At 64.1% G+C, this 23,197-nt stretch carries 22 protein-coding genes; 13 read left to right on the plus strand and 9 right to left on the minus strand.

Annotated features, from left to right (window positions below; all coding sequences use genetic code 11):
- Positions 1-158 precede the first annotated feature (158 nt).
- Positions 159-1,139, minus strand: coding sequence for an NADP-dependent oxidoreductase (locus BX592_RS21685; RefSeq protein WP_208327944.1), 981 nt, complete (start codon positions 1,137-1,139; stop codon positions 159-161).
- 210 nt (positions 1,140-1,349) lie between these two features.
- On the opposite strand from BX592_RS21685, the gene BX592_RS21690 reads away from it, so the two are divergent.
- A complete protein-coding gene (locus BX592_RS21690) occupies positions 1,350-1,583 on the plus strand; it encodes a DUF2795 domain-containing protein (RefSeq protein ID WP_134194350.1) in 234 nt (77 codons plus the stop codon).
- 38 nt (positions 1,584-1,621) lie between these two features.
- Here the strand turns inward: BX592_RS21690 and BX592_RS21695 are convergent, their stop codons facing one another.
- Entirely contained in the window at positions 1,622-2,830 is a 1,209-nt protein-coding gene (locus tag BX592_RS21695; protein ID WP_134194352.1) for a zinc-dependent alcohol dehydrogenase, read from the minus strand.
- Between the two features lie 197 nt (positions 2,831-3,027).
- Between BX592_RS21695 and BX592_RS21700 the strand changes: the two genes are divergently transcribed.
- On the plus strand, positions 3,028-3,978 hold the full coding sequence (locus BX592_RS21700; protein WP_134194354.1) for a glycosyltransferase family 2 protein: 951 nt from the start codon (positions 3,028-3,030) through the stop codon (positions 3,976-3,978).
- A 26-nt stretch (positions 3,979-4,004) separates the two neighbouring features.
- Here the strand turns inward: BX592_RS21700 and BX592_RS21705 are convergent, their stop codons facing one another.
- The gene (locus BX592_RS21705; RefSeq protein ID WP_134194356.1) at positions 4,005-6,716 is read right to left on the minus strand and encodes an ATP-binding cassette domain-containing protein; all 2,712 of its coding nucleotides are present in this window, start codon (positions 6,714-6,716) and stop codon (positions 4,005-4,007) included.
- A gap of 424 nt (positions 6,717-7,140) precedes the next feature.
- Here BX592_RS21705 and BX592_RS21710 point away from each other — a divergent pair, with 424 nt between their 5' ends.
- The 11 genes from BX592_RS21710 to BX592_RS21760 all read left to right on the plus strand — a co-directional run bounded on the left by BX592_RS21710 (position 7,141) and on the right by BX592_RS21760 (position 18,680).
- Entirely contained in the window at positions 7,141-8,430 is a 1,290-nt protein-coding gene (locus BX592_RS21710; RefSeq protein ID WP_134194358.1) for a glycosyltransferase, read from the plus strand.
- A 90-nt stretch (positions 8,431-8,520) separates the two neighbouring features.
- Positions 8,521-9,150 (plus strand): D-glycero-alpha-D-manno-heptose-1,7-bisphosphate 7-phosphatase, encoded by a 630-nt coding sequence (locus BX592_RS21715; protein WP_134194360.1) that lies wholly within the window; start codon positions 8,521-8,523, stop codon positions 9,148-9,150.
- Complete coding sequence (locus BX592_RS21720) at positions 9,147-10,370, plus strand: glycosyltransferase family 9 protein (RefSeq protein ID WP_134194362.1); 1,224 nt, start codon at positions 9,147-9,149, stop codon at positions 10,368-10,370. Before BX592_RS21715 ends, BX592_RS21720 begins: the two co-directional genes overlap by 4 nt.
- Before the next feature lie 15 nt (positions 10,371-10,385).
- The gene (locus tag BX592_RS21725) at positions 10,386-12,137 is read left to right on the plus strand and encodes a carbamoyltransferase family protein (protein WP_134194364.1); all 1,752 of its coding nucleotides are present in this window, start codon (positions 10,386-10,388) and stop codon (positions 12,135-12,137) included.
- On the plus strand, positions 12,134-13,222 hold the full coding sequence (locus tag BX592_RS21730; protein WP_134194366.1) for a glycosyltransferase family 2 protein: 1,089 nt from the start codon (positions 12,134-12,136) through the stop codon (positions 13,220-13,222). Before BX592_RS21725 ends, BX592_RS21730 begins: the two co-directional genes overlap by 4 nt.
- Before the next feature lie 65 nt (positions 13,223-13,287).
- Positions 13,288-14,349 (plus strand): glycosyltransferase family 9 protein, encoded by a 1,062-nt coding sequence (locus tag BX592_RS21735; RefSeq protein WP_134194471.1) that lies wholly within the window; start codon positions 13,288-13,290, stop codon positions 14,347-14,349.
- Positions 14,339-15,304, plus strand: a complete 966-nt coding sequence (locus BX592_RS21740; protein ID WP_134194368.1) for a glycosyltransferase family 4 protein — start codon at positions 14,339-14,341, stop codon at positions 15,302-15,304. The genes BX592_RS21735 and BX592_RS21740 overlap by 11 nt, the downstream gene beginning before the upstream one ends.
- Positions 15,305-15,345: 41 nt before the next feature.
- Positions 15,346-16,347: a UDP-glucuronic acid decarboxylase family protein gene (locus BX592_RS21745; protein ID WP_134194370.1), complete on the plus strand. Its 1,002-nt coding sequence runs from the start codon at positions 15,346-15,348 to the stop codon at positions 16,345-16,347.
- Between the two features lie 54 nt (positions 16,348-16,401).
- Complete coding sequence (locus BX592_RS21750; RefSeq protein WP_134194372.1) at positions 16,402-16,881, plus strand: PRC-barrel domain-containing protein; 480 nt, start codon at positions 16,402-16,404, stop codon at positions 16,879-16,881.
- A 90-nt stretch (positions 16,882-16,971) separates the two neighbouring features.
- Positions 16,972-17,892: a cation diffusion facilitator family transporter gene (locus tag BX592_RS21755; RefSeq protein ID WP_134194374.1), complete on the plus strand. Its 921-nt coding sequence runs from the start codon at positions 16,972-16,974 to the stop codon at positions 17,890-17,892.
- Between the two features lie 80 nt (positions 17,893-17,972).
- Entirely contained in the window at positions 17,973-18,680 is a 708-nt protein-coding gene (locus BX592_RS21760; RefSeq protein WP_134194376.1) for an MgtC/SapB family protein, read from the plus strand.
- A 209-nt stretch (positions 18,681-18,889) separates the two neighbouring features.
- Here the strand turns inward: BX592_RS21760 and BX592_RS21765 are convergent, their stop codons facing one another.
- From BX592_RS21765 to BX592_RS21790, 6 genes are all read right to left on the minus strand, one after another.
- A complete protein-coding gene (locus tag BX592_RS21765) occupies positions 18,890-19,303 on the minus strand; it encodes a DUF3331 domain-containing protein (protein WP_134194378.1) in 414 nt (137 codons plus the stop codon).
- 200 nt (positions 19,304-19,503) lie between these two features.
- Complete coding sequence (locus BX592_RS21770; RefSeq protein WP_134194380.1) at positions 19,504-20,532, minus strand: LysR family transcriptional regulator; 1,029 nt, start codon at positions 20,530-20,532, stop codon at positions 19,504-19,506.
- Positions 20,533-20,640: 108 nt separating this feature from the next.
- The gene (locus BX592_RS21775) at positions 20,641-21,057 is read right to left on the minus strand and encodes a cupin domain-containing protein (RefSeq protein WP_134194382.1); all 417 of its coding nucleotides are present in this window, start codon (positions 21,055-21,057) and stop codon (positions 20,641-20,643) included.
- Between the two features lie 75 nt (positions 21,058-21,132).
- A complete protein-coding gene (locus tag BX592_RS21780; protein ID WP_134194384.1) occupies positions 21,133-21,612 on the minus strand; it encodes a carboxymuconolactone decarboxylase family protein in 480 nt (159 codons plus the stop codon).
- 229 nt (positions 21,613-21,841) lie between these two features.
- Entirely contained in the window at positions 21,842-22,732 is an 891-nt protein-coding gene (locus BX592_RS21785; RefSeq protein WP_134194473.1) for an RNA polymerase sigma-70 factor, read from the minus strand.
- Position 22,733: 1 nt separating this feature from the next.
- The gene (locus BX592_RS21790; protein ID WP_134194386.1) at positions 22,734-23,153 is read right to left on the minus strand and encodes a VOC family protein; all 420 of its coding nucleotides are present in this window, start codon (positions 23,151-23,153) and stop codon (positions 22,734-22,736) included.
- Between the last annotated feature and the right edge of the window lie 44 nt (positions 23,154-23,197).

The following is a 23,197-nucleotide window of genomic DNA, read 5'->3' on the forward strand; positions in this document are numbered from 1 at the left end:
CATACACTCGCGTGCGCGTGATGTGCCTCCGGAGTCGCCTGTAGAGGCGCGAAGCCGCGGCACCCGGTTGCGTGCGCAGGCCCGCGCCGCGCACGTCGTGCGGGCGCGGGGCGCACAGGCTGTGCGGCGCGTGAGAGGTTAGGCGCCTGAACGCACGTTCAGCGGCCGGTCTCGGTGCGGCCGGCCTCGGCAACCAGCTTGCCGTGCACATGGCCGGCTTCGATCCGCGCGAACGCCTGCTTCAGGTCACGGACGCCGAATCGCTGCGCAACGCGCACCTTGACGCGTCCCGCGTCGATCAGTGCGGCAATCGTATTCAGCTGCGAGCCGTCCGGCCGCGCGGTGTAGCGCGCGCCTCGCGCGCCGCGTTTGGCGGCTTCGGTCTGCGATGGCTCGGTCAGCGTCGATATCAGCGCGCCGCCGCGCTTGACGACTGCCCACGAACGCGACTGCGTGTCGCCGCCAACCAGATCGAACACGAGGTCCATGTCGCGGGCAATATCTTCGAAGCGCTGGGTTCGATAATCGATCACATTGTCGACGCCCAGCGAGCGGACGAAATCGACACCGTCACCGGAAGCCGTCGCGAATACCTCGGCGCCTTTCTCGCGCGCGAATTGCACGGCCAGATGACCGACGCCGCCCGCCGCCGCATGCACGAGCACGCGCTCGCCGCGTTCCAGCAGACCGTGCTCGAACAGCCCCTGCCATGCGGTCAGCGCGGCGAGCGGCACGGCGCCCGCGGTCGCGATATCGACGGTATGAGGCGGTTCGGCCAGCGCCGTCGCATCGACGACAACAAAGTCCGCGAACGCGCCCTGCCCCTGGCCGACGAAGCCGAACACCTGCTGACCGGTGCGCCATTGCAGCGCGTGCTTGCCGCCCGCGCGCACGACCTTTCCGGCAAAATCGCGCCCGAGCGTATAAGGCAGCGCGTCGTCGCGAATCATCGGGTAGTGGCCTTCGCGGGTCTTGACGTCGACCGGATTCACGCCCGCTGCGAGGACTTGCACGAGCACTTCGTCCGGACCCGGTTCGGGGATCGCGATCGAATCGAATTCAAGCGCGTCCGGTCCGCCAAAATGGTGAATCCGGTACGCATGCATCGTGGATGTAGAGGGTGATTGCGTGTCGCTCATCGGCGTTCTCCTGTGTGATGTGTCGACCGGCATCGATATGCGCCGGCCGGCGCCTCACTACGCGTGCAAGCCCTATTCCTTTGCAGACTTGCCGCTAGCGAACCGGCGTCGGCGACGAAGCAATAAGTTCGCGGCACGCGCGATGCGCGCATCTCGATGTCCTTGCCATCAAGGCGAGGAGCACCCCTTGTCAATTGTCAGGAGAGAATCATGGCTCAACATCCCGCGCACGCTCAGGACCATCGTCATCCCGGTCAGCCAAACCCGACCGATATTCAGAAGGCATTGGCCGGCGTCAACTATCCAACCACGCGCGAGAAGCTGATCGAGCAGTCGCGCCGTAATCGCGCGAACAGCGATATCGTCGATATCATCAGCCGTCTGCCGGATCACGACTACGACAGCCCGGCCGCCGTCGCGAAAGAAATCGCCCATGTTCAATGAACGCTTTGCACGCGCATTGGAAACGGGCGAACGCCAGACTACGGTTCAAGCTTCACTTTTAGCCAGCCGGGCTCGCGTGCATCGAATGCGTGGTACGCATCGATCGCGTTCATGATCGGCTCGCGCTGGGTCAGCACGCTGATCGGATCGAACGACCCGTTGCGGACCAGTTCGACCAGCCGCGGCGTGATCGAGCGGTGATTACAGTTGCCCATTCTGATGGCCAGGTTCCGGTTCATCGCTTCGCCGATCGGGAAAAACCGGTCGCCTTCCGGATAGACGCCGATCACCGACACCGTGCCCGCTTTCGCGACCGACTGCACCGCCCAGCGCAAGACCTGGGATGGTCCGCTACCGGGTTGCCAATGCCCGTCGTGCTGGCTTTGCCGCGGCGCGATCTCGCTCAGTTCCTCGTCGAACTCGTGCTGCTTGTCCTGCTGGCTTTGCGCAGCCGCGCCTTTGTCCGCGCGCACCGCGTCGACGCCGACCGCATCGATCGCGCGGTCGACCCCGATGCCGCCGGTTAGTTCGAGGATGGTCTGTACCGGATCCTCCTGATCGAAATTCACCCCTTCGGCACCCTGCTGCCGCGCAATCTCGAGACGCGACTCGATGCGATCGACCACGATTATGCGGCCCGCGCCCATCAGCTTCGCGCTTGCAACGGCGAACTGGCCAACGGGCCCGGCCCCGAACACCGCCACGGTATCGCCGACGCGCACGCCCGCAAGCTGCGCGCCGAAGTAGCCGGTTGGGAAAATATCCGACAACAGGATCGCGCGGTCGTCATCGATATTTTCCGGCAGGCGGATCAGGCTCGCATGCGCGAGCGGCGTGCGCGCGTATTGCGCTTGCAGGCCGTTGAACGGGCCCGATGCCTTCGGGCCGCCGTAAAAAGCGGTGCCGGCACGTACGCCGTTCGGGTTCGCGGTATCGCATTGCGCGGTATAGCCCGCGCGGCAATACGAGCAAAAGCCGCAGGAAATGGTCGACGGCACCAGTATGCGATCGCCGCGCGCCAGATTGCGCACATCGCGCCCGATATCTTCGACGATGCCGATCGCTTCGTGACCGAGAATCGTGCCGGGCACCATGCCGGGCATCGTACCGCGCACCATATGCAGATCGGTGCCGCAAATCGCACTCGACGTGATGCGCACGATCGCGTCGGTCGGTTGCTGGATCGATGGATCGGGCACCGTATCGAGACAGATTTCGCCGATACCGTGAAATACGACTGCTTTCATCGTGAGTTCTCCATGAAGGGTTGACGCCTGTCTTCAAGACAGCGGCTGCTATCGACCAGCAAGCCGAAGTCCTGCCGCGCAAAGCGCTTCCTCGTCACGCAGGCACTGCGTTTGCACTGGTGTCCATGCCCCGCGTGCGCGCCGACAGAACGCTCGCGGAAAACTCAACCCGATACCCTGCAAGGCGATTCGTCACCATGTCCGATCCGCGCATTACCGTGGTCGTCCTGACCCATAACCGCATCGCCCAGTTGATCGATACGTTGATGCATCTGCGCGCACTTGCCGAACATCCGCCGATCATCGTCGCGGACAACGCATCGAGCGATGGCACCGCGACAATGATCGAGCTGCTGTTTCCGGACGTACTGCTGGTGCGTTGCGGGTCCAATATGGGCGCGGCCGGCCGCAATCGCGCAGTCGCATTTGTGCAAACCCCGTATGTCGCGTTCTGCGACGACGACACATGGTGGACGCCGGGTTCGCTCGACCACGCGGTCGCCGTGCTCGACGCCTATCCGCGAGTCGGCATTCTGAATGCGCGCATCGAAGTGGGCGAACGACGCGATACGGACCCGGTATGCGCGAGCATGCAGAATAGTCCGCTCGACTCGGACGGCTTGCCTGGACCGTCGCTGATCGGCTATATGGCGGGAGCCTGCGTGATGCGCACATCCGTGTTTCGCAGCACACGCGGTTACGATCCCCGCTTTTTTATTGGCGGAGAAGAGGAACGGGTCGCACTCGATGTACTCGCTGCCGGGCACGCGATTGTGTACTGCGCCGCGTTGGGGATTGCGCATCATCCTTCGCCGATGCGCGATAGCGCACTGAGGCGGCGGCTGCTGGCGCGCAATGCGGCGTGGACCGCATGGCAGAGGTTGCCGCCCGGCGAAGCGTTGCGGACAACCGCGCGTGCATTCAACTGCTTTCGCCGCGAGAAACGATTCTGGCGCGACAGCATCGCGCTCTTGCGCGGACTCGCATGGGCCATTCGCGAACGACGGCGCGTGCCGGACCACGTGCTCGAATCGCGCGATATCGTCAAACGCGCTGCGCTGCGTAATCCGGCACATGTGGTTGCGCAACAGCCGGGAACGAATGCCGCGTCGCATCGCGCGCATACGCCCGAGATCGCGGAGAAATGACGCGTGCGCTTCGCACTGCCATTGCTCTACACCCGCTTCGCCACATGGCGGATGGTGTCGATCAGGACTTCCGCGGCGACCGGCTTGGTCAGGTGAACGGCAAAGTCCTCGAGCGGGGGGGCATGCAACGCCTGCGGCGGCAGTTCCGTGTAGCCGGTCAACGCAATTGCCGTCATCCGCTCGCTCACCGCGATCGATTGCCGCGCTTCCAGCTCGCGCACGCGCCGCAGCACGTCGTAGCCACTTTCAGCCGCGAGCACGATATCGGACAACAACACCTGGGGCCACGCATCGCGACGCGCATCGGCAAGACGCTGCACCGCCTCGTCACCCGATGACGCGAGCAGCACGCGCGCACCGCTCGCGGTCAACACCGCCTCGAGTGCGTCGCGAGCTTCCTCCTGGTCGTCGATTGCCAACACTGTCACGCCAGTCAGCGGTTCGGCCGTCGCCCGCGCGGACGGCAGCGCGGAGTCTTGGGCAGGTATAGCATCGACGCCTTCGGCAGGTTGTGCGCGGGCCGTTTCCGCAATACCCGCATCGACGACCGGCCGCAGCGGAATCACCGCGACATAAGCAACACGGTCGCCGACCTGCGTCGCAGTCAACCCGCCGCCCCACGCCGACAGCGTCGACTCGATTCGTCGCGCGGTTTGCTGCGGCAATTCCTCGGGTCGCGCGTGGTCGCCGCACACGCTCACCCATGCGTGATTCGCGTGACGCTCGGCGCGCAGCGCAACCGTTTCACCCGCGCCTGCGTGTTCGATCTCGTTGCGGCACAGGTCCGCGACAATCTGTTTGAGCTCGGCCGGGTCGCCGGTTGCACATAGCGGACTATCGGCTATCGATACCTGCCAGCGAACCCTGCGCCGTGCGATTTCACCGCGCAGGTCCGCGGATACCTGTGCGATAAGCGGCCCCAGCTCGACCGCCCGCGCGGTGACCTTGCGTTGCATGTGCTCGAGTTCCCCCTGCTGCCATTGCAACGCCCACATCTTCGCGTAGACGCCATCGCGCGCGAGCAGATCGGCATGCGCGCCCTGCTCGACGATGCGCCCATGCTCCATCACGAGGATCCAGTCGGAATCGACGACCGTCGACAGCCGGTGCGCGATCGCGATCGACGTGCGGCCTCGTGCGAGCCGGTTCAGTTCGGTCTGGATCGCGCGCTCGGATCGCGTGTCGAGTGCCGACGTCGCTTCGTCGAACACGATAATGCGCGGATTCTTCAGGATGGCCCGCGCGATCGCAATCCGCTGGCGCTCTCCACCCGACAAGCGCAAGCCACGTTCGCCGACGCGCGTGTCATAGTGATCGGGCAGCCGCTCGATAAATTCGTCGAGTTGCGCGGCGCGCGCGGCGCGGACGACATCGGCGCGCGTTGCGCCCGGACGCCCATAGGCGATGTTGTACGCGATCGTATCGTTGAACAGCACGGTGTCCTGCGGCACGATGCCGACCGCTTCGCGCAGGCTCCTTTGCGTGACGGAGCGCAGGTCCTGTCCGTCGATCCGCACGCTGCCCGCGCTCGGCTGGTACAAGCGGAACAGCAGTCGCACGAGCGTCGATTTGCCCGAACCGCTGCCGCCGACCACCGCAAGCCGATGCCCGGGGTGCACATGGAAGTTGACGTCGCGCAACACCTGCCGCGCGGCATCGTAAGCGAAGTCCACATGCTGGAATTCGATGCCGCCCTGCGTGACGACGAGCGGCCGCGCATCGCGCAGATCGATATCTTCGCCCCGCACACCCTGCGCGGCGAGAATCGCGAACATCCGCTCGACATTGACTTTGGCATCGTTCGTCTCACGAAACACGACGCCGAGCGTGTTCAGCGGCATGCAGACCTGAATGATGTACGCGTTGATCAGCACCAGGTCCCCCACGCTCAGTTGGCGCGCGATCACGAACTGCACCGCCAGCAACAGCACCGCCGCAACGCCGGCGGCAACCACCCCGCTTTGCCCGATATGCAGTGCGGTGAGTGCGCGTTGGTTCGCAATGCGCGCGTCGATCCATTGCTGGAGCACATCGTCGAGTCGCCGGCTCTCGACGTCTTCCGTCGCGAAGAACTTGACGGTGTCGTAGTTGAGCAAGCTATCGACCAGCCGCGCATCCGACTGCGCTTCCAGCGCATTCACGCGCCGCTGCACAACGAGCCGCCGCCGCGTAAAAACAAACGTGTACACCGCATAGCAGACGAAGGTGATCGCAATTGCTGCGGTGAAAAGCCATGAATATCCCCGCGCAAGAATAATGACGATCGTCACGATTTCTATAAAGGTCGGCACGATCGCGAAAATCGCGGTGCCCAGCAGAAAACCGATACCGTCCGCGCCTTTCTGCACATCGCGCACCACGGTGCCGGTTTCCCGTTGCGCGTGAAACCGTGCGCCAAGCCGGTGCAGATGCGCAAACGTGCGCTCGGTAAACGATGCGACCGTGCGCTGCGTGACCGCGCTGAATACCACGTCGCGTGCTTCGTTTAGCGCGTCGCCGAGAAACCGCAGCAGCGCATAGGCCAGCACCAGGAAAACCGGGAAGACAAGCGCCGGCGCGGACCCGCCCAGATCGTCGACGATTTCCCGCAGCGCAAGCGGCATCGCGACGGACGCGAGCTTGCCGCAAACCATCAGTGCAAACGACGCGAGTGTGATCGCGCGGTATTGCAGCAGCGCGTTCCATAAATCGATCGCGATGCGGTTTCTCATCTGGCGCCGATGGTCGATTCCGGTCATCTCCTTCCCGTCCGCTAAAGCGTTCGCATTGCGCGGCAAAGCCGCATCGAAGCTCTGCGAGCGAGATTCGGTCCCGCACCGCGGTTTCGCGAACGCGCCGTGCGCATCGCGCGCCGTCACGGCTCCGCGTGAGCTGCGCCGGTCGCCCTTGCAATATTCATCGAAGAGGCTGCGCGCGACGCGAGCCCATCCTGCTTTTACATGCCGGATGTAAATCAGGGTGCGCCACAGCGCTTCGGAAAACCCGCAACGACGGAAATAACAGTGCGTGCGCTGCCGTTCGTTGGAAATGCCCATGCTCATCGTTGGCACATCGGATGCTGAAACTGGTGCATGCGCCGGCTCGAGCATTGAGGAGTCAGGCTCGATCACCGAGGTAACCGTCGCCCACTATCAGTCTGACCACGAATGAAGAGGAACCCAAATGAAAATCGCCCTGATCAGCGAACACGCGTCGCCGCTTGCACTTGCTGGCGGTGTCGATAGCGGCGGCCAGAACATCTATGTCGCTAACGTCGCGCGGCAACTGCACCGGGCAGGGCATCAGGTCGACGTGTTCACACGGCGCGACCGGTCGCTCTTGCCGCTGGTGTCCGAAATGGACGGTATCCGGATCGTCAATGTTCCCGCGGGCCCGCCGCGGCAACTCGCGAAAGAACGGCTGCTGCCGTACATGAACGAGTTTGCCGAGTTCCTCATTTCTTTCTTCCAGAAAGAGAGGCACCCCTATCATCTGATGCACGCGAACTTCTTTATGTCGGGCCTCGCCGCACTAAAGGTGAAGCACGCGCTACGGATACCGGTCGTCACGACCTTCCATGCGCTCGGTCGCGTGCGGCGCATTCATCAGGGCGACGACGATGGCTTTCCCGATGAGCGCTTCGCGATTGAAGACGACCTTGTCCAACATTCGGACGCGGTCATCGCCGAATGCCCGCAAGACGAGACTGATCTGATCGAGCTATATCACGCGAACCCCGATCGGATCGAAATCGTGCCGTGCGGGTTCGACATCGACGAATTGCAGCAGGTCGACCGCGACGACGCGCGAGCCGCACTCGGCTGGCCGTGCGACCGGTTCATCGTGCTCCAGCTGGGCCGGCTCGTGCAGCGCAAGGGCATCGACAATGTGATTCGCGGTATGGGCGCGCTCAGGCGTGATTACGGCATCGACGCGCAGCTTTATATCGTGGGCGGTAATTCCGAGGCGCCGAACGAAATCGCGACGCCGGAGATTGCCCGCCTGCGCGGCATCGCGCAGCGCGAACAGGTGGCCACCCAGACGACGTTCGTCGGCCGGCGCGGCCGCGCCCATTTAAGCCAGTTCTATAGCGCAGCCGATGTGTTCGTGACGACGCCGTGGTACGAGCCTTTCGGCATCACGCCGGTCGAGGCGATGGCGTGCGGTACACCGGTGATCGGCGCGGACGTCGGCGGCATTCGTTACTCGGTCAAGCATGGCGAGACCGGCTGGCTCGTGCCGCCGCGCGATCCGTCCGCGTTGGCGGCCCGCCTCGCGGCTCTGTACCGCGACCCCGCCCTCGCGCGGCAAATGGGCATCGCCGGCGCGGCGCGCGCACATGCAGAGTTCACGTGGCAAGGCGTCGCGCAATCGCTCGAGGCGGTGTACCGGCAGGTCGCCAAGGTGCCGCGGCCACGCCGCGAAGCCGCGGCGCAGCAACGCCGTTCGGCTGTCGGCGCAGCGTATGGCTAACACGGTTCGCGCTGTCGACCCGATGTGGCGAGCCGTGCGCAGCCGACACGTATCACGGCTTTTTCTCTAACTGTTCTTCCCACTCCAACTATGGCCAATGATGAGCTGCTACCCGGCAGCCGTGCCGTCTTTCTCGACAAGGACGGCACGTTGCTCGAAGACGTTCCATACAACGTCGACCCGCGCACAATGCGATTCGCACCCGGCGCCCGGGACGCGCTCGAGCTGCTGCGCGACTATCCGTTCAAGCTGATCGTGGTCAGCAATCAGGGCGGCGTCGCGCAGGGTCGCTTTGCGATCGGCGCACTGGATGCGGTCCGCCACCGTCTTCGCGAAATGTTCGCGTCATGCGGCGCGTTGCTGCACGCGTTCTACTGGTGCCCGCATGATCCGCGCGGACACGTCGCGCCGTTCGCCAATGCGTGCGACTGCCGCAAACCGGCGCCCGGCATGCTGTTGCAAGCGGCGCGGGAACACGATATCGATCTGCGCACGTCGTGGCTGGCCGGCGACATCCTCGACGACATCGAGGCCGGCAATCGCGCGGGTTGCCGCACGATCCTGCTGAACAACGGCAACGAGACCGAATGGCGCAACGCGGCGCAGCGCACGCCGTTTGCGTACGCGCGCGATCTGTACGAAGCCGCGCAGTTCATCGTGCGCACACACGAGCACGAAAACCGGTCCGCCACCGAACCCGCACCCGGAGTCGCGCGATGACGGATTTGTCGGACCTCGCCAGCCCGTCGTTCGCGCATGCGCATGTCGCCGCATCGGCGCCGCTGAATCCGTGGGGCACGGAAGTCAAACGCATTCTCTGCGTACGCACAGACAACCTCGGCGACGTACTGATGACGACGCCTGCATTGCGCGCGCTGCGCGATGCAGTGCCGGGCCGGCATCTGACGCTACTGACGTCGGCGGCCGGCTGCGCGCTCGCGCCGTTTCTGCCGGACATCGACGACGCGATTCGCTATGACGCGCCGTGGTGCCGCCATCGACCGGCGCAAGCGTTCGCTGCCGATCTCGCAATGCGCACGCTGCTGCACGAACGGAAATTCGACGCCGCGGTGATCTTCACGGTGTATAGCCAGAACCCGCTCCCCGCCGCGACGCTTTGCTATCTGGCCGGCATCGAACGGCGTCTTGCACGATGCCGCGAGAATCCATATGCGTTGTTAAGTGACTGGCTGCCCGAGCGCGAGCCCGAGCAAGGGACGCAGCACGAGGTGCCGCGGCAACTGTCGCTGGTCGGTGCGGTCGGTGCGCACGCCGCTGACACACGCATGCGGTTGCGCGTAACGGACCTTGAACGGGCCGCGCTCGATGCCGAGCTTGTGGCCCGCGGCATCGACGCCAGTACGCCCGTTATCGTCGTGCACCCTGGTGCGAGCGCCGCATCGCGCCGCTACCCGGCGGAACGGTTCGGGCTGGCCTGCGCCGCGCTCGTGCACGAGACGGGCATGCAAGTGCTCGTCACCGGCGGCGCCGACGAAGCCTCGCTCGCACACGCGTTGCGCGCCGCGGCGGGAGCGTCTTCGCAGCGACTGATTCATGACCTGACCGATGCGCTCGACTTCGGTCCGTTCGCTGCATTGATCGAGCGTGCGCGCGTGCTGGTCTCGAACAACAGTGGCCCGGTGCATATCGCGTCCGCGCTCGGCACGCCGGTCGTCGATCTGTACGCGCTGACCAATCCGCAGCATGGGCCGTGGCAAACCCCGCACCGCGTGCTGTTTCGCGACGTCGAATGCCGCTGGTGCTATCGCAGCGTGTGCCCGCAAGGCCATCACGCGTGCCTGCTGGGCGTCGAACCGCGCGACGTGGTCGACGCAACACGCGATCTGCTCGAAGAAACCCGCACGCGTACCGCGCCCGTGGCCGCGTCGCTGGACGAACCCGTGGCCGCACGCGCACTGGACGCTTCTCGCCCTCTCTGACATGGAGCGATGCATATGTACACACTTGGAATCAATGCGGTCTATCACGACAGCGCGGCGGCTCTGCTGCGCGACGGCGTGGTGCTGGCCGCCGCCGAAGACGAGCGCTTCACGCACATCAAGCACGCCAAGCGGCCGGTGCCGTTTTCGACGTGGCAGTTGCCGTTCGATGCGATCGACTATTGCCTCGCCGCCGCGGGCATAACGCTCAAGGATGTCGACCACGTCGCGTATTCGTACGACCCGGCGCTGTTCGCAGGCATGCCGAAAACGCCCGGCGCGACGATCACGTTACCGTTCGACCCGGCAGGCCAGCCGCACACGAACCCGTCCGAATCGCCATGGGACCCGCTGTTTCTCAGCTATATCGCGAATGCGAAAGCGCAGTTGCTCGACGGCGCGCCGCATCATCTGGCGCGGCGCTTTCGCGATGTCGACCGGCGCAACGGTTTCAGCTGGCACTTCGTCGACCACCATCTCGCGCATGAAGCGAGCGCATTTCTCGCGAGCCCGTTCGACGACACCGCGGTGCTGACGATGGACGGCCGCGGCGAAGGCGTGACTACCAGCATGGGACGGTTCGTCGGTGGCGCATACCAGCGGCTGCGCCAGGTCGAACTGCCGCATTCGCTCGGCCTGCTGTACGAAGCAGTGACGGACTGGCTCGGCTTCCTGCATTCGTCCGACGAGTACAAGGTGATGGCGCTCGCGTCGTTCGGCGAGCCAGTCTACGCCGCGCAGTTTCGAGAAATCGTCAAGGTCAGGCAGGACGGCAGTTACACGGTGGATGCGCCGCGTCTCGTCGAACGCTTCGGTGCGCCGCGCGAACGCGGCGGGCCGCTCGAACAGCGGCACTTCAACATCGCGAGTTCGCTGCAATGCGTGCTGGAAGAGACCGTGTTGCGGCTTGCCGGGTGGCTACACCAGCAAACCGGCTTGCCCCGGCTGTGCATGGCGGGTGGCGTCGCGCTCAACTGCGTGATGAATTCGAAGGTGCGCGACCTCGGTCCGTTCGATGACATCTGGGTGCAGCCGGCGGCCGGCGACGCAGGCACCGCGCTGGGCGCAGCGTTATGGATCGATTATCGCGAACGCGGCGACCGTGTCCGGCATTGGCGAATGGATCACGCGTACCTCGGCCCCGAGTACGCGGACGACGAGATCGAGCAATTCTTGCGCTGGTCGAAGATTCCCTATCGGCGCGCGACGGATATCGCCGATGAAGGAGCCCAGATGCTGGTCGACGGCAAAGTGATCGGCTGGTATCAGGGGCGTACCGAGTTCGGTCCTCGCGCGCTCGGTTCGCGCTCGATCCTTGCGTCGCCGATCGAAGCTTCGATGCAGGCCCGCTTGAACGACATCAAGGACCGTGAAGACTTCCGGCCGGTTGCGCCGGTGGTACTGGAAGAACATGCGGCCGACTGGTTCGTCGGCGGGCAGCGCGCGCCGTTCATGCTGTTTATCTTCGATGTGCGCGAAGAGAAAGCCGCGCGGATTCCCGCGGTGCGCCATGTCGACGGCACCGCGCGCATACAGACGATCAATCGCGCGCAGCATCCGCTCTACTATGACCTCGTCGACGCGTTTTACCGGCGCACCGGCGTTCCCGTGCTGGTCAATACGTCGTTCAATACGCGCGGCGAACCGATGGTGAACTCGCCACGCGATGCGATTGAGTCGTTCTGGACGTCGCCGCTCGATGCGCTTGCGATCGGGCCGTTCATTGTCGAGAAGGACGGCGCCGGCGCGACCGTGGCCAGATCATGAACGTCGCGCATCCGCTTTCTGCCAGCGCCGTCGCAGCCTCAACGGCAGCGCACGCGGCTGCGTCCGATGACGCGGTCGCCCAGGACGCACGCATCGCGGCATCGACGAGCGTCGACGTGTCGGTCGTCGTGCCGACGTGGCGGCGCCCCGCGCTGCTCGAAACATGTTTGCACGCGTTAGCGGCACAGCATCTCGACTGCGCGCGCTATGAAATCATCGTCTGCGACGACGGTCCGGACGACGCGACGCGCACGCTCGTCGACCGCTTCGCAGCCGCGCAGTTGGCACGCGGCGGCGTCGTGCGATATATGCCGGTCACCGCAACGCAAGGGCCCGCGGCCGCTCGCAATGTAGGCTGGCGTATCGCACGCGCACCGCTGATCGCGTTTACCGACGACGATACGATTCCGTCGCCGCACTGGCTGCGTGCCGGGATCGCCGCTGCCGCCGCGCACGACGCTGACGCAGTGAGCGGCCGCATCGAGATGCCATTGCCCGACCTCCCGACCGACTACGAACGCGACGCGAGCGGGCTCGCCCGCGCGGAATTCGCGACCGCGAATGTGTTCGTGCGCCGCGCGGCGCTCGCGGCGGCAGGCGGTTTCGACGAGCGCTTTACCGCCGCATGGCGCGAGGACTCCGACTTGCAGTTCACGCTGCTCGCGGCAGGTCGCCGGATCGTGCGCGCCGACGATGCAGTCGTGATTCATCCGGTGCGGCCCGCGCGCTGGGGCGTCAGCCTGCAGCAGCAGAAAAAAAGCCGCTTCGACGCGCTGCTGTTTCGCAAGCATCCAGCGCTGTTTCGGCAGCGTATCGGTGCGCGCCCGCCATTGCGCTACTACGCGACGGTCGCCTGCGCCGTATTCGCGTGCGTTGCATGGCTGGCCGGCAAAGGCACGCCGGGCGTCGTTGCCGCGGCGCTGTGGGCGCTGCTCACCGCGCAATTTTGTGCGCAGCGGCTACGTGGTACGCGTCGCCACTGGCGCCATCTGGCGGAGATGGTGTGGACGTCGATGCTAATTCCGTTTCTGTCCGTCTACTGGCGTCTGTATGGCGCGCTACGTTTTGGGGTGGTGTTCCTGTGAGCAAGTTGATCGGATCGCTGGCGCCGCGGCGCATCGTCGTATTTCGCGCGTTGCAACTCGGCGACATGCTGTGCAGCGTGCCCGCGTTGCGGGCGTTGCGCCGCGCGGCCCCTCGCGCGCATATCGCGCTGGTTGGCTTGCCCTGGGCGCAAAGCTTCGTCGAACGTTACGCCGGACTGCTCGACGAACTGATCGTTTTCCCCGGCGCGACCGGTTTTCCGGAACAGCGCGAAGACGACACCGCCTTACCCAGCTTCGTCGCGCAGATGCAAGCGCGCCGCTTCGATCTGGCGATACAGTTGCACGGCAGCGGCGGCGTCGCAAACGACATCGTCGAACAATTCGGCGCGCGCGCGTCGGCCGGCTTCGTGCAGCCGGGTGAAGCGCGTAGCGGTTGCTTTATCGGGTGGCCCGACACGCTGCCGGAGCCGCATCGCTATCTCGCGCTCACCGATGCGCTCGGCGCGCCCGCGCACGGCCGCGAACGCGACGCACTGTGGTTCGATCTGACGCCGCGCGATCTCGCCGACTACATGACGCTCGTTGCGTCGCACGGCATTGAAGCCGCGCGCGTCGTGATCCTGCATCCCGGTGCGCAATTGCCGTCGCGCCGCTGGCCCGCCGAACGCTTCGCCGAAGTGGCCGACGCGCTGTCGGCCGACGGCTGGCAGATCGCGGTCACCGGCACCGCAGCCGAAACGCAGCTGAGCGCGAGCGTGCTCGGCGCCATGGTGTCGCCGGCGGTGCATCTGGCGGGCGCGACGTCGCTTGGCTCGCTAGCCGCGCTGGTGCGCAATGCGCGCGTCGTCGTATGCAACGACACCGGCATTTCGCATATCGCCGCGGCGATGCGCACCCCGAGCGTCGTGATCGCGTCCGGCAGCGACACGCGCCGCTGGGCACCGCTCGATCGCGAACGGCATCAGGTGCTCGCCGATTATCCGTCGTGCCGGCCGTGCGCGTTCCGCGTCTGCCCGTATGGCCATGAATGCGCGTTGAACGTCAGCGTCGCGAGCGTCATCGATGTGGCGCGCGCACAGCTTGCCCGCCGGTTTCCGAAAGAAGACGCGGGCACGTCGTGCGCGTCGCCCGACACATGCCAGGAGGCCCATCAACATGCCGAATAACCTGACGAACCGGCGCCGCCTGCGCGTGCTGACATGGCACATACATGGCAACTATCTGTACTACCTGACGCAGGCGCCGCACGATTTTTATCTGGTCACGAAGCCCGGCAGCCCGCCAGGCTACGCGGGCCGCTCTGGAACGCTGCCGTGGGGCAAAAACGTACACGAGGTGCCCATCGGCGACGTCGCGTCAACCGACTTCGATGCCGTGCTTTATCAGCATCGCGTGCAATGGGAATACGACCGCAAGCAGGTCCTGTCCGAACGGCAGCGGCGTTTGCCGTGCATCTATGTCGAACACGATCCACCCCTTGAAAATCCGTACGAACAGAAGCATTGGGTCGACGATCCGGCCGCGCTGCTCGTGCACGTCACGCATTTCAACCGGCTGATGTGGGACTGCGGCGCCACGCCGACCCAGGTGATCGAACACGGCGTGCGGGTGCCGGACGGCGTGCGATACAGCGGTGAACTCGGACGGGGGATCGTCGTCGTCAATCATCTCGCGCAGCGCGGGCGACGGCTCGGCGCGGACCTGTTCGGCGCGCTGCGCGCGCAGACGCCGCTCGACCTGGTCGGCATGGATGCGGCGCGCAGCGGTGGCATCGGCGAGATTCCGAACCTTGAACTGGCCGCATTTATTGCGCGCTACCGCTTCTTTTTCAATCCGATCCGCTGGACGAGTCTCGGCCTTGCGATCGTCGAAGCGATGATGATCGGCATGCCGATCGTCGGCTTCGCAACCACTGAACTGGCCACCGTAATCCGGAACGGTGAAAACGGCTATGTGCACACCGACCGCCAGTTGCTGCTCGAAGCGATGAACGATCTGCTGCGCGATCCGCAGCATGCGCGGGCACTCGGCGACGCCGCGCGGCGCACCGCAATCGAGCGCTTTCATATCGACCGTTTCGTGCGCGACTGGTGCGACGCGCTGTCGACGGTCACCGGCTAGTGCCGCGCGCCCGTTATCCGACTTCATTCAGGAGCAAGGACATGAAGGAACTGTCGCGCAAACGCATCCTGGTCACCGGCGGAGCGGGTTTTCTCGGCTCCCATTTATGTGAGCGCCTCGTGATGCAAGGGCACGATGTGCTGTGCATGGATAACTTTTACACTGGCGCCAAGGACAATATTGCACATCTGCTCGACTGTGCGAATTTCGAATTGATGCGGCACGACGTGACCTTCCCGCTTTACGTCGAGGTCGATGAAATCTACAACCTCGCGTGCCCCGCGTCGCCGGTCCACTATCAGCACGATCCGGTGCAAACGACGAAGACCAGCGTACATGGTGCGATCAATATGCTCGGACTCGCGAAGCGCGTTAAGGCGAAGATATTTCAGGCATCGACGAGCGAAGTGTATGGCGACCCGCGTATTCATCCGCAAACGGAAAACTACTGGGGCCACGTGAATCCAGTTGGCCCGCGCTCGTGCTACGACGAGGGAAAACGCTGCGCCGAAACGCTGTTCGCGGACTACCGCCGGCAGCACGGCATCGATACCCGGATCGCGCGGATCTTCAATACCTACGGACCGCGTATGCATCCGGCCGACGGCCGCGTCGTATCGAACTTCATGATGCAGGCGTTGACCGGCCAGCCGCTAACCGTTTATGGAGACGGTTCGCAGACACGCTCGTTCTGCTTCGTCGACGACATGATCGATGCTTTCGTGCGGCTGATGACGCTGCCGGCCGACCCGGGTAGTCCGGTCAATCTGGGCAATCCGCATGAGATATCGATGCTGGAAATCGCGCAGCGCACGATCGGCGTGACCGGGTCGTCGTCGGCTATCGCGTTTCGCCCGCTGCCGGTTGACGATCCGTGGCGGCGCCAGCCGGATATTTCACTGGCTACGCGTCTTACTGGCTGGACGCCGTGCACGCCGCTTGACGACGGTCTGCGCAAAACGGCCCGCTATTTCGCCGCACTCGCCGGCACCGCGCGCACGGCTGCCGACGATGCGTTAGTCGTGCCGCAGCAGGTGCCCTAGGCATACCGTTTGCACATGCACTAGCGCTCACACCTTTCCTTGGGAGGACACATTATGAGCACGCTTGACCCGAAAGGCGCATCCGGATCGGGTGCACAGATCGTCGGCGGTGGAGTCGGTGAAGGGCCGGGCCCCGAGATCATGGCCGCAGCAACGTTGGACGGCGATAAGGTCATCACGGCAGACGGCGAGCATGTCGGCAAGGTGTCCGACATCATGCTCGATGTGCGCAGTGGCCGCATCGCCTATGCAGTCCTGTCGGAAGGCGGTTTTCTGGGCATGGGAACAACGTTGCACGCGATCCCGTGGAGCGCGTTGACGCTCGACACAGCTGAGAAATGCTTCCGCGTCGACATTACCGCGCAGCGCATCAAGGACGACCCGGGCTTCGACAAGGACCACTGGCCGTCGATGGCCGATGCGTCGTGGGGCACGCAGTTGCATCAATACTACAATCGCCAGCCTTACTGGGCCGAGATGTCCGCCGGGACCCGCGGCAGTTTCGAGCAAGGGAGAGATGTCCAGGGCCTTTAAGCGGAAAGCAGCAACGCGACGGTGCGCGCGCGTGGAATCGATCCGCGCCCCCCGCACCGGGGCGATGCAAGACCCGCGCGGAACGGCCAGATGAGCACGACCGTTCCGCGTGCGGTCTACTATGCGCTCGCATCGAACGTCGCCGTCGCGCTCTGCAAATTCGCGGCGGCGGCCTATACAGCGTCCGGCGCCGCGCTCGCCGAAGCGATCCATTCGAGCGCCGACTGCATGAACCAGTTCTTTATGCTGGTTGGCCGCCGCGCGGCAAGCGAACGCGCGGACGAACAGCATCCGCTCGGCTTTGGCCGGGAATCGTACTTCTATGCAATGGTCGTCGCGCTACAGATTTTTATCGTCGGCGGCCTTGCATCGGCGGCAGTCGGCATCTACCGACTCACGCATATCACCCCGCTCGATCATCCGCTGGTCGTGGTGGCCGTGCTGGGCGCATCGATCGTCATCGAAGGCGCCGCATTAAGGGCATCGGTCCGCACCGTTGGCCACGAACTGCGCAGCCGCGGACTGTGGCGATGGTTCCGCGAGACCGGCAAACCCGAACTGCTGCTGGTGATCGGCGAAGACATCGCCGCGCTGGCGGGCGTGCTCGTGTCGTTGATCGCAGTTGCCATCGCGGTGTGGACCGGCAACCCGGTATTCGACGCGCTCGGCGGTATCGGCGTCGGTCTCGTGCTGATGGGCACCGCGCTTCTTTCGTTGCGGGAGATCAAATCGTTGATCGTCGGCGAGTCCGCGCATCGAAGCGTGCGCGCCGCGATGGAAAAATGGCTGGCCGCGCGACCCGAGGTACGGCGCATCGTGAGTCTCGTGGTGCTTCGCTGGGCCGACGATCTGCTGGTCGCCGTACAGGCGGAACTGGAGCCGCGCGGCGGCGAAGAGCAACTGGTGCGCGCGATCGACGAGATCGAACTCGCATTGCGTGCGGCTTTTCCCGCTGCAAAATGGATTTTCTTCGAGCCGGAGCTTAGCGAGCATGGGGATCATCCGGTTTAGCAGCTGGTGGTGCCTGGCGGTGCCTGGTGTGCACGCGGCCTGGGTGGAATGATCGCGCGGGCGCTGGTGGGAGTTGCGATATGTCGGTGATGCCGCTAACGCTTGAGTGGCGAGATGTGTGGATACGGCTCGCGCTCGCTGTCGTCGCCGGGTTTCTGATCGGCTTCAATCGCGGCGAGTCCGGAAAAGTCGCGGGTCTGCGCACGACGATGCTGGTATGCCTCGCCGCTTGCCTCGCGATGCTTCAGGTGAACGTGCTGTTGCCGCAAGTGGGAAAGGACTCGGGGTCGTTCGTCACACTCGACCTGATGCGTCTTCCGCTGGGCATTCTTTCGGGCGTCGGGTTTATCGGTGCGGGTGCGATTCTGCGCAAGGACGGCTTGGTCAAAGGCGTGACCACCGCTGCGACGCTATGGTTCGTCACGGTGGTCGGTCTGTGTTTTGGCGGCGGTCAGCTTGGGTTGGGAACCGTCGGGCTCGGGCTCGGCATATTCGTGTTGTGGTGCCTCAAGGTGCTGGAAACACGGATACCACGGGAAAATCAGGCCGAACTGACGTTGATCTACGACCCCGATCAATTTTCCAGACGTGCGCTGATCGACTCACTGGTCCAGCAAGGTTGCCGGCTCACGCTGGTCGCGGGTTCGTCGGAGACGGCCGCCGGACGGATCGAGGAGCGCTTCGAAGTACGCTGGCATGCGTCGCCGGAGTCCGGGCACGTGCCGCCGCTTCTTGAGTCCTCGGCAGCTGCGGGCGTGGTCGAGGTGAAGTGGGCGGTGGCGCGGTAGCAGACTTATGCCACCGCAGCCTGCGCGTCGAATCGCAAGAATCGCTACCTTTGCGCCCGCTTCAACGTAGTCCCAGAACGCGACAGATGAACAGGTCCGCGCGATGTAATGACACGCGACACAGCGTGATGATCATCACGCTATTTCCATCGCGCATCTGTCAACGTTTGTGAACTGAGCGGTCGGGGACTGCCGCGGTCAAAGCATCGCTATACGAACGGATCGCCGGACATTTGCGTGCAAGCGAGCGGTAACGTCTCCGCGAGAATCATATCGAGCGCGTTCAGCGGCCGCACACCGCCACGCACGACCGGCCGGTACACCGCGTCGCCACGCCTCACCGGCATGCCGGTCAACCCGCACACACCGGGCTTGCGTGCAAAACCCGCTCGCCACGCCTGGTCCTGATAGCGGCCAAGCGTTGGATCGCTCCACGAAACGAGTATGGTCGATCCGGTTTGCCGTTCGATACGGCGGATCGACGAAACATTGGCCATTGCGGGTGGCAGGCCATCGTCTAGATCGCACGGTGCGTAATTTGCCCGGCGCATCGTGCGCGCGATGTCTGAAGGATGTCCGCGCAACCCTTTGACAATCTGCGACCAGCTATCGGTGACATTCATAATCAACGTCCTTCGGAATCCACGCGGCAAACGCTACGGCTCGCCCGCCCGATCCGGTAGTACAAGCGCGACAATATTGCTCATGCGATGCCGCGCCAGCTTCGTCACGCGTGGGCGTCCGTACATAGCCATCGTACGTGCGCGCGCAACTAAACAGTAGCGCCGCGGTGTGATGCATCGTGTTGCATCGACGGCATCAATCAGAGCGCGACTGCGGCGCGCATTGCCGACCATTCGTCGATAGCGGCGGATATTTTCGTCAGACAGTCGAGGTCGAGCCTTCTCGTCTGTTCGATCATGTAGTCGACGAACACGCGGATTCGCGCGGGCAAGTGCTTGCGGCTCAGATAGCAGATATAGTGGCCGCCGTCATCCGGCGCGTACTGCGACAGACAACTGACGAGCGGCCCATCACCCAGCAGATCGCACACCAGATAAGCGGGCAGCTGCGCGATGCCATGCCCGTCGAGCACCGATTGAACGATCAGGTCCGGGTCGTTGAACGTGTGCCGTGCCACCGGCAAACGCCGGTATGGGAGACCGCCAACCTTGAAATCCCACTCCCTGACGCGGCCCGACGCCGTTCTGAAGTTGATGCAGCGGTGCTCGGCCAGTTCGTCGATATCGGATGGCAAGCCGTATGTGCGCGCATAGTCACGCGACGCGCACACGAGCAATTGCATCGGTATCAGCTGGCGCGCGATGATTTCGCTATCTTCGAGTCGCCCGTCGCGAAACGACACGTCGATGCGATCCGCGGTGAAATCCATCGGACGATCGTTGAGCACCAGTTCCAGTTTGATATCCGGATATTTAGCGTGAAAGCCCCGCAGCAGCGGCGCAACGATCTTGCGGCCGAAGCCGGGCGTCGAGCAGATACGCAACTGGCCGCGCGGCGGACCGTTGCGCAGCTCGCGCATCTCTTCGAGCGCCTGCACGATGCGCTCCACACCCGGCCGGCAGTACTCGTAGAAGCGTTCGCCTTCGCGCGTCAGCGACGTGCTTCTCGTCGTGCGAAGGAACAGACGCGTATCGAGTTGAGCCTCGAGCTTCTGTACGTTGCGGCTGACCGATGACCGGCCGATGCCGAGGCGGTCGCCCGCTCTGGCAAAACTTCCTTCATCGGCAACAGCCAGGAATGAGACGACGCCCGCGTAGCTGGTTGCAAAGCTGGTCGCGAAAGGATCGTCGGCGCCGCTAACGGATCGTCGGGATGCGATGTCTGACATGGAAGCGCAAAGTAGTTGTGTCCACACCCACCTAGACGTTTGAGCGCTCCCGTTTGTGACACCGGCCGCCGCTTTTTTTCTGGTGAATGCCGGCGGCGCACGCCTGGCTTATTTTTCAGGCACGAGAATCGGTGCGCCTTTATCCTTCAGCAGCAGCACGAGAAACTTCGCCGGTTTGGTCTGGCTCGCATTGCGTCCCACAGTATGGACATCGTTCGGGCCTTCGTAAAAGCTTTGGCCTGGCGTCAGCGTGACCTCCTTGCCGCCCTTCAGCTGCATCACGATTGTCCCTTCGAGCACATAGACAAACGCGTGCGCATTGTGCCGATGCACAGGGTCGACCGAGCCGGGCGGGTACACGACGGTAATCATCTCCGCTTCCTTGCCCGGGTAGTCCGGAAGCAGCTGTGTCATCACGGGCGTGACGATCGCTTCAGGCGCGGCGGCGTGCGCTTGTCCGATCAATGACGCCGCTGCGAGCATTGCAACGGCCATGACGAGAGCGGTGACTTTCGAGCGAAACATGATGCGTTCTCCCAAAGGACGCGGCCCGCGAAGCGGGCCGACATTGAACCCAGAAAACAGCAATGCGTCGGGCCTTCAGGCGAGATTAGCCTTGTCGAGGCCAAATACCTTGTCAGCGGAACCGGGCACCGTCTGGAACGCGACGTTGGCACGGTTCCAACCGTTGATCGCCATCACAGCATAGGTCAAATCGGACAGTTCCTTTTCCGAAAACTGGCCGCGCACGCGCTCGTAGAGGTCGTCGGGTACGCCGTGCTCGGGCAGATGGGTCAGCACCTCAGTCCAGGCCAACGCCGCGCGTTCGCGCGGCGCGAAGAGCGTCGACTCGCGCCAGATCGCGACATGGTGAACACGCAGTTCGCGCTCGCCGTGAATACGCGCTTCCTTCACGTGCATATCGACGCAAAACGCGCAGCCATTCATCTGCGACGCGCGGATTGAAACGAGGTCGAGAATCGACTCTTCGATTCCGCAATCCTTTATCTGATTGCCGAAGGCCATGAACTTCCTGAATAGCTCGGGCGATTGTTGAATGTAATTGATGCGCTGAGTCATGATCTCTCCTGGCGCCGTTGGGCGTCGTCGGGCTCGGTGGGTGTTATTGCGCGGCGGCGGGTGTCCGGGTAACGGTCCGCACGAGATCATGTTAGGCGTGCGTCACGCCCGACGGTAGATGGGCGAATGGACTCACAGCGTTGCCTGTAAGGCACCAATCCACGTCCATCGCGCGTCTGTGGGTTGCGCCGGGTGTTGGCGCGTGGCCGCGTTGCCGCGGCGGGAAGATTCAGCGTTCGGTGGGCGCGCTATATGTCGCGGCTATCAGCCCGAGCTTGTCGGGATTGCGTTGCACGAAGATACGGACAATGCGATTGCCGTCCGTTTCGAACGATTGTGCCGACTCCAGCTCGCCGCCCAGGTAGCGCAACAGCGCCCACTCGCCATTGAGTTCGACAAGCTGGAAACGAACACCGCTTTTGTAGCGCAGCGACGAAGCGTAGAACAGTTGGGCAATGCGCTTGCCGCCCACCATCGGCTCCGGAAAGCTGGTCACTTTGCCGCCGCCATCGCCTAGTAGCATCGCGTCTTCGGCGAGCAGCGCGTTGATTGTCGCGAAGTCGCCGCCCTCCACCGCCTGCGTGAAGCTCTGTAGCAAGCGCCGGTGTGTGTCGCGCGATACCTCGAAACGCTGCCGCTCATCGCGCAGTTGCGTTTTCGCACGGCTCACGAGCTGACGGCACGCCGCTTCGGTTTTGCCAACCGCCTCGGCGACTTCGTCATAGTCCATATCGAAGACTTCGCGCAGCAGGAATGCCGCGCGCGCCTCCGGCGTCAGCCGTTCGAGCAGCAACATGAACGCGACGGACACGTCGTCCGCCCGCTCGGTCACCTCTTCCGGCGTGGCCGGCGACTCGGTCAATAGCGGTTCGGGCAGCCAGATGCCCGCGTAGTGCTCGCGTTGGATTTTCGCCGCGCGCAGCCGGTCAATCGACATCCTCGTCGTCACGGAAACGAGCCACGCTTCCGCGTTATCGATGCCGTCGTGAGCCGCCGTGTGCCAGCGCAGCCACACATCCTGCACGATGTCCTCGGCTTCGGCCACGGATCCGAGCATCCGGTACGCCAGTTTCTGTAAGCGCGGGCGAAGCTGATTAAACGCGTGGAGGTCCTCGTCCATATCAGTGTGCGCGGTAGCCGCGCTCATGGAGCGTCCAGATGTTGCCGTCGAGGTCCTCGAAGTCCCCGAAGCTCGCATGGTCGCGACGCTCCGGATCCACGCCCGCGCTCCATCCGCCGGCCCATGTATCGGCCGGATGCTTGTTCCGGCACGCGCCGTCCGCGACACCGCGGTCGATCAGCGCGGTCCGCTCGGCCTCGAGGTCGGTCGTCACGAGATACAGGTTGCGCGCGCGCGCCGGAGAATCGGCGGCTACCACTTGCACCGAACACGACGAACCCGGCGGCATCACCTGGACGACCCGGAATGCCAGAGCCGGATGGTAGTCGACGTCAAGGCTGAAACCGACCTTCTCCTTATAGAAGGCAAGCGCACGGTCGACATCGGCAACCGGCGACGAAACAACTTCGAGGGCAAGCATGACAGCTCCTGCAGGGATTTGTCGACGCCATCGATGTAAAGGGT

The organism is Paraburkholderia rhizosphaerae (assembly GCF_004366595.1).
GTDB lineage: Bacteria > Pseudomonadota > Gammaproteobacteria > Burkholderiales > Burkholderiaceae > Paraburkholderia > Paraburkholderia rhizosphaerae.

What these genes read in the sequence shown, in the direction of transcription:
- BX592_RS21700 (WP_134194354.1), top strand. Translation starts at nt 3,028, where the DNA reads ATGTCCGATCCGCGCATTACCGTGGTCGTCCTGACCCATAACCGCATC.
- BX592_RS21760 (WP_134194376.1), top strand. Translation starts at nt 17,973, where the DNA reads ATGTCGGTGATGCCGCTAACGCTTGAGTGGCGAGATGTGTGGATACGG.
- BX592_RS21785 (WP_134194473.1), bottom strand. Translation starts at nt 22,732, where the DNA reads ATGGACGAGGACCTCCACGCGTTTAATCAGCTTCGCCCGCGCTTACAG.
- BX592_RS21705 (WP_134194356.1), bottom strand. Translation starts at nt 6,716, where the DNA reads ATGACCGGAATCGACCATCGGCGCCAGATGAGAAACCGCATCGCGATC.
- BX592_RS21745 (WP_134194370.1), top strand. Translation starts at nt 15,346, where the DNA reads ATGAAGGAACTGTCGCGCAAACGCATCCTGGTCACCGGCGGAGCGGGT.
- BX592_RS21775 (WP_134194382.1), bottom strand. Translation starts at nt 21,057, where the DNA reads ATGTTTCGCTCGAAAGTCACCGCTCTCGTCATGGCCGTTGCAATGCTC.
- BX592_RS21695 (WP_134194352.1), bottom strand. Translation starts at nt 2,830, where the DNA reads ATGAAAGCAGTCGTATTTCACGGTATCGGCGAAATCTGTCTCGATACG.
- BX592_RS21765 (WP_134194378.1), bottom strand. Translation starts at nt 19,303, where the DNA reads ATGAATGTCACCGATAGCTGGTCGCAGATTGTCAAAGGGTTGCGCGGA.
- BX592_RS21715 (WP_134194360.1), top strand. Translation starts at nt 8,521, where the DNA reads ATGGCCAATGATGAGCTGCTACCCGGCAGCCGTGCCGTCTTTCTCGAC.
- BX592_RS21720 (WP_134194362.1), top strand. Translation starts at nt 9,147, where the DNA reads ATGACGGATTTGTCGGACCTCGCCAGCCCGTCGTTCGCGCATGCGCAT.
- BX592_RS21730 (WP_134194366.1), top strand. Translation starts at nt 12,134, where the DNA reads ATGAACGTCGCGCATCCGCTTTCTGCCAGCGCCGTCGCAGCCTCAACG.
- BX592_RS21725 (WP_134194364.1), top strand. Translation starts at nt 10,386, where the DNA reads ATGTACACACTTGGAATCAATGCGGTCTATCACGACAGCGCGGCGGCT.
- BX592_RS21690 (WP_134194350.1), top strand. Translation starts at nt 1,350, where the DNA reads ATGGCTCAACATCCCGCGCACGCTCAGGACCATCGTCATCCCGGTCAG.
- BX592_RS21770 (WP_134194380.1), bottom strand. Translation starts at nt 20,532, where the DNA reads ATGTCAGACATCGCATCCCGACGATCCGTTAGCGGCGCCGACGATCCT.
- BX592_RS21755 (WP_134194374.1), top strand. Translation starts at nt 16,972, where the DNA reads ATGAGCACGACCGTTCCGCGTGCGGTCTACTATGCGCTCGCATCGAAC.
- BX592_RS21685 (WP_208327944.1), bottom strand. Translation starts at nt 1,139, where the DNA reads ATGAGCGACACGCAATCACCCTCTACATCCACGATGCATGCGTACCGG.
- BX592_RS21780 (WP_134194384.1), bottom strand. Translation starts at nt 21,612, where the DNA reads ATGACTCAGCGCATCAATTACATTCAACAATCGCCCGAGCTATTCAGG.
- BX592_RS21710 (WP_134194358.1), top strand. Translation starts at nt 7,141, where the DNA reads ATGAAAATCGCCCTGATCAGCGAACACGCGTCGCCGCTTGCACTTGCT.
- BX592_RS21790 (WP_134194386.1), bottom strand. Translation starts at nt 23,153, where the DNA reads ATGCTTGCCCTCGAAGTTGTTTCGTCGCCGGTTGCCGATGTCGACCGT.
- BX592_RS21750 (WP_134194372.1), top strand. Translation starts at nt 16,402, where the DNA reads ATGAGCACGCTTGACCCGAAAGGCGCATCCGGATCGGGTGCACAGATC.
- BX592_RS21735 (WP_134194471.1), top strand. Translation starts at nt 13,288, where the DNA reads ATGCTGTGCAGCGTGCCCGCGTTGCGGGCGTTGCGCCGCGCGGCCCCT.
- BX592_RS21740 (WP_134194368.1), top strand. Translation starts at nt 14,339, where the DNA reads ATGCCGAATAACCTGACGAACCGGCGCCGCCTGCGCGTGCTGACATGG.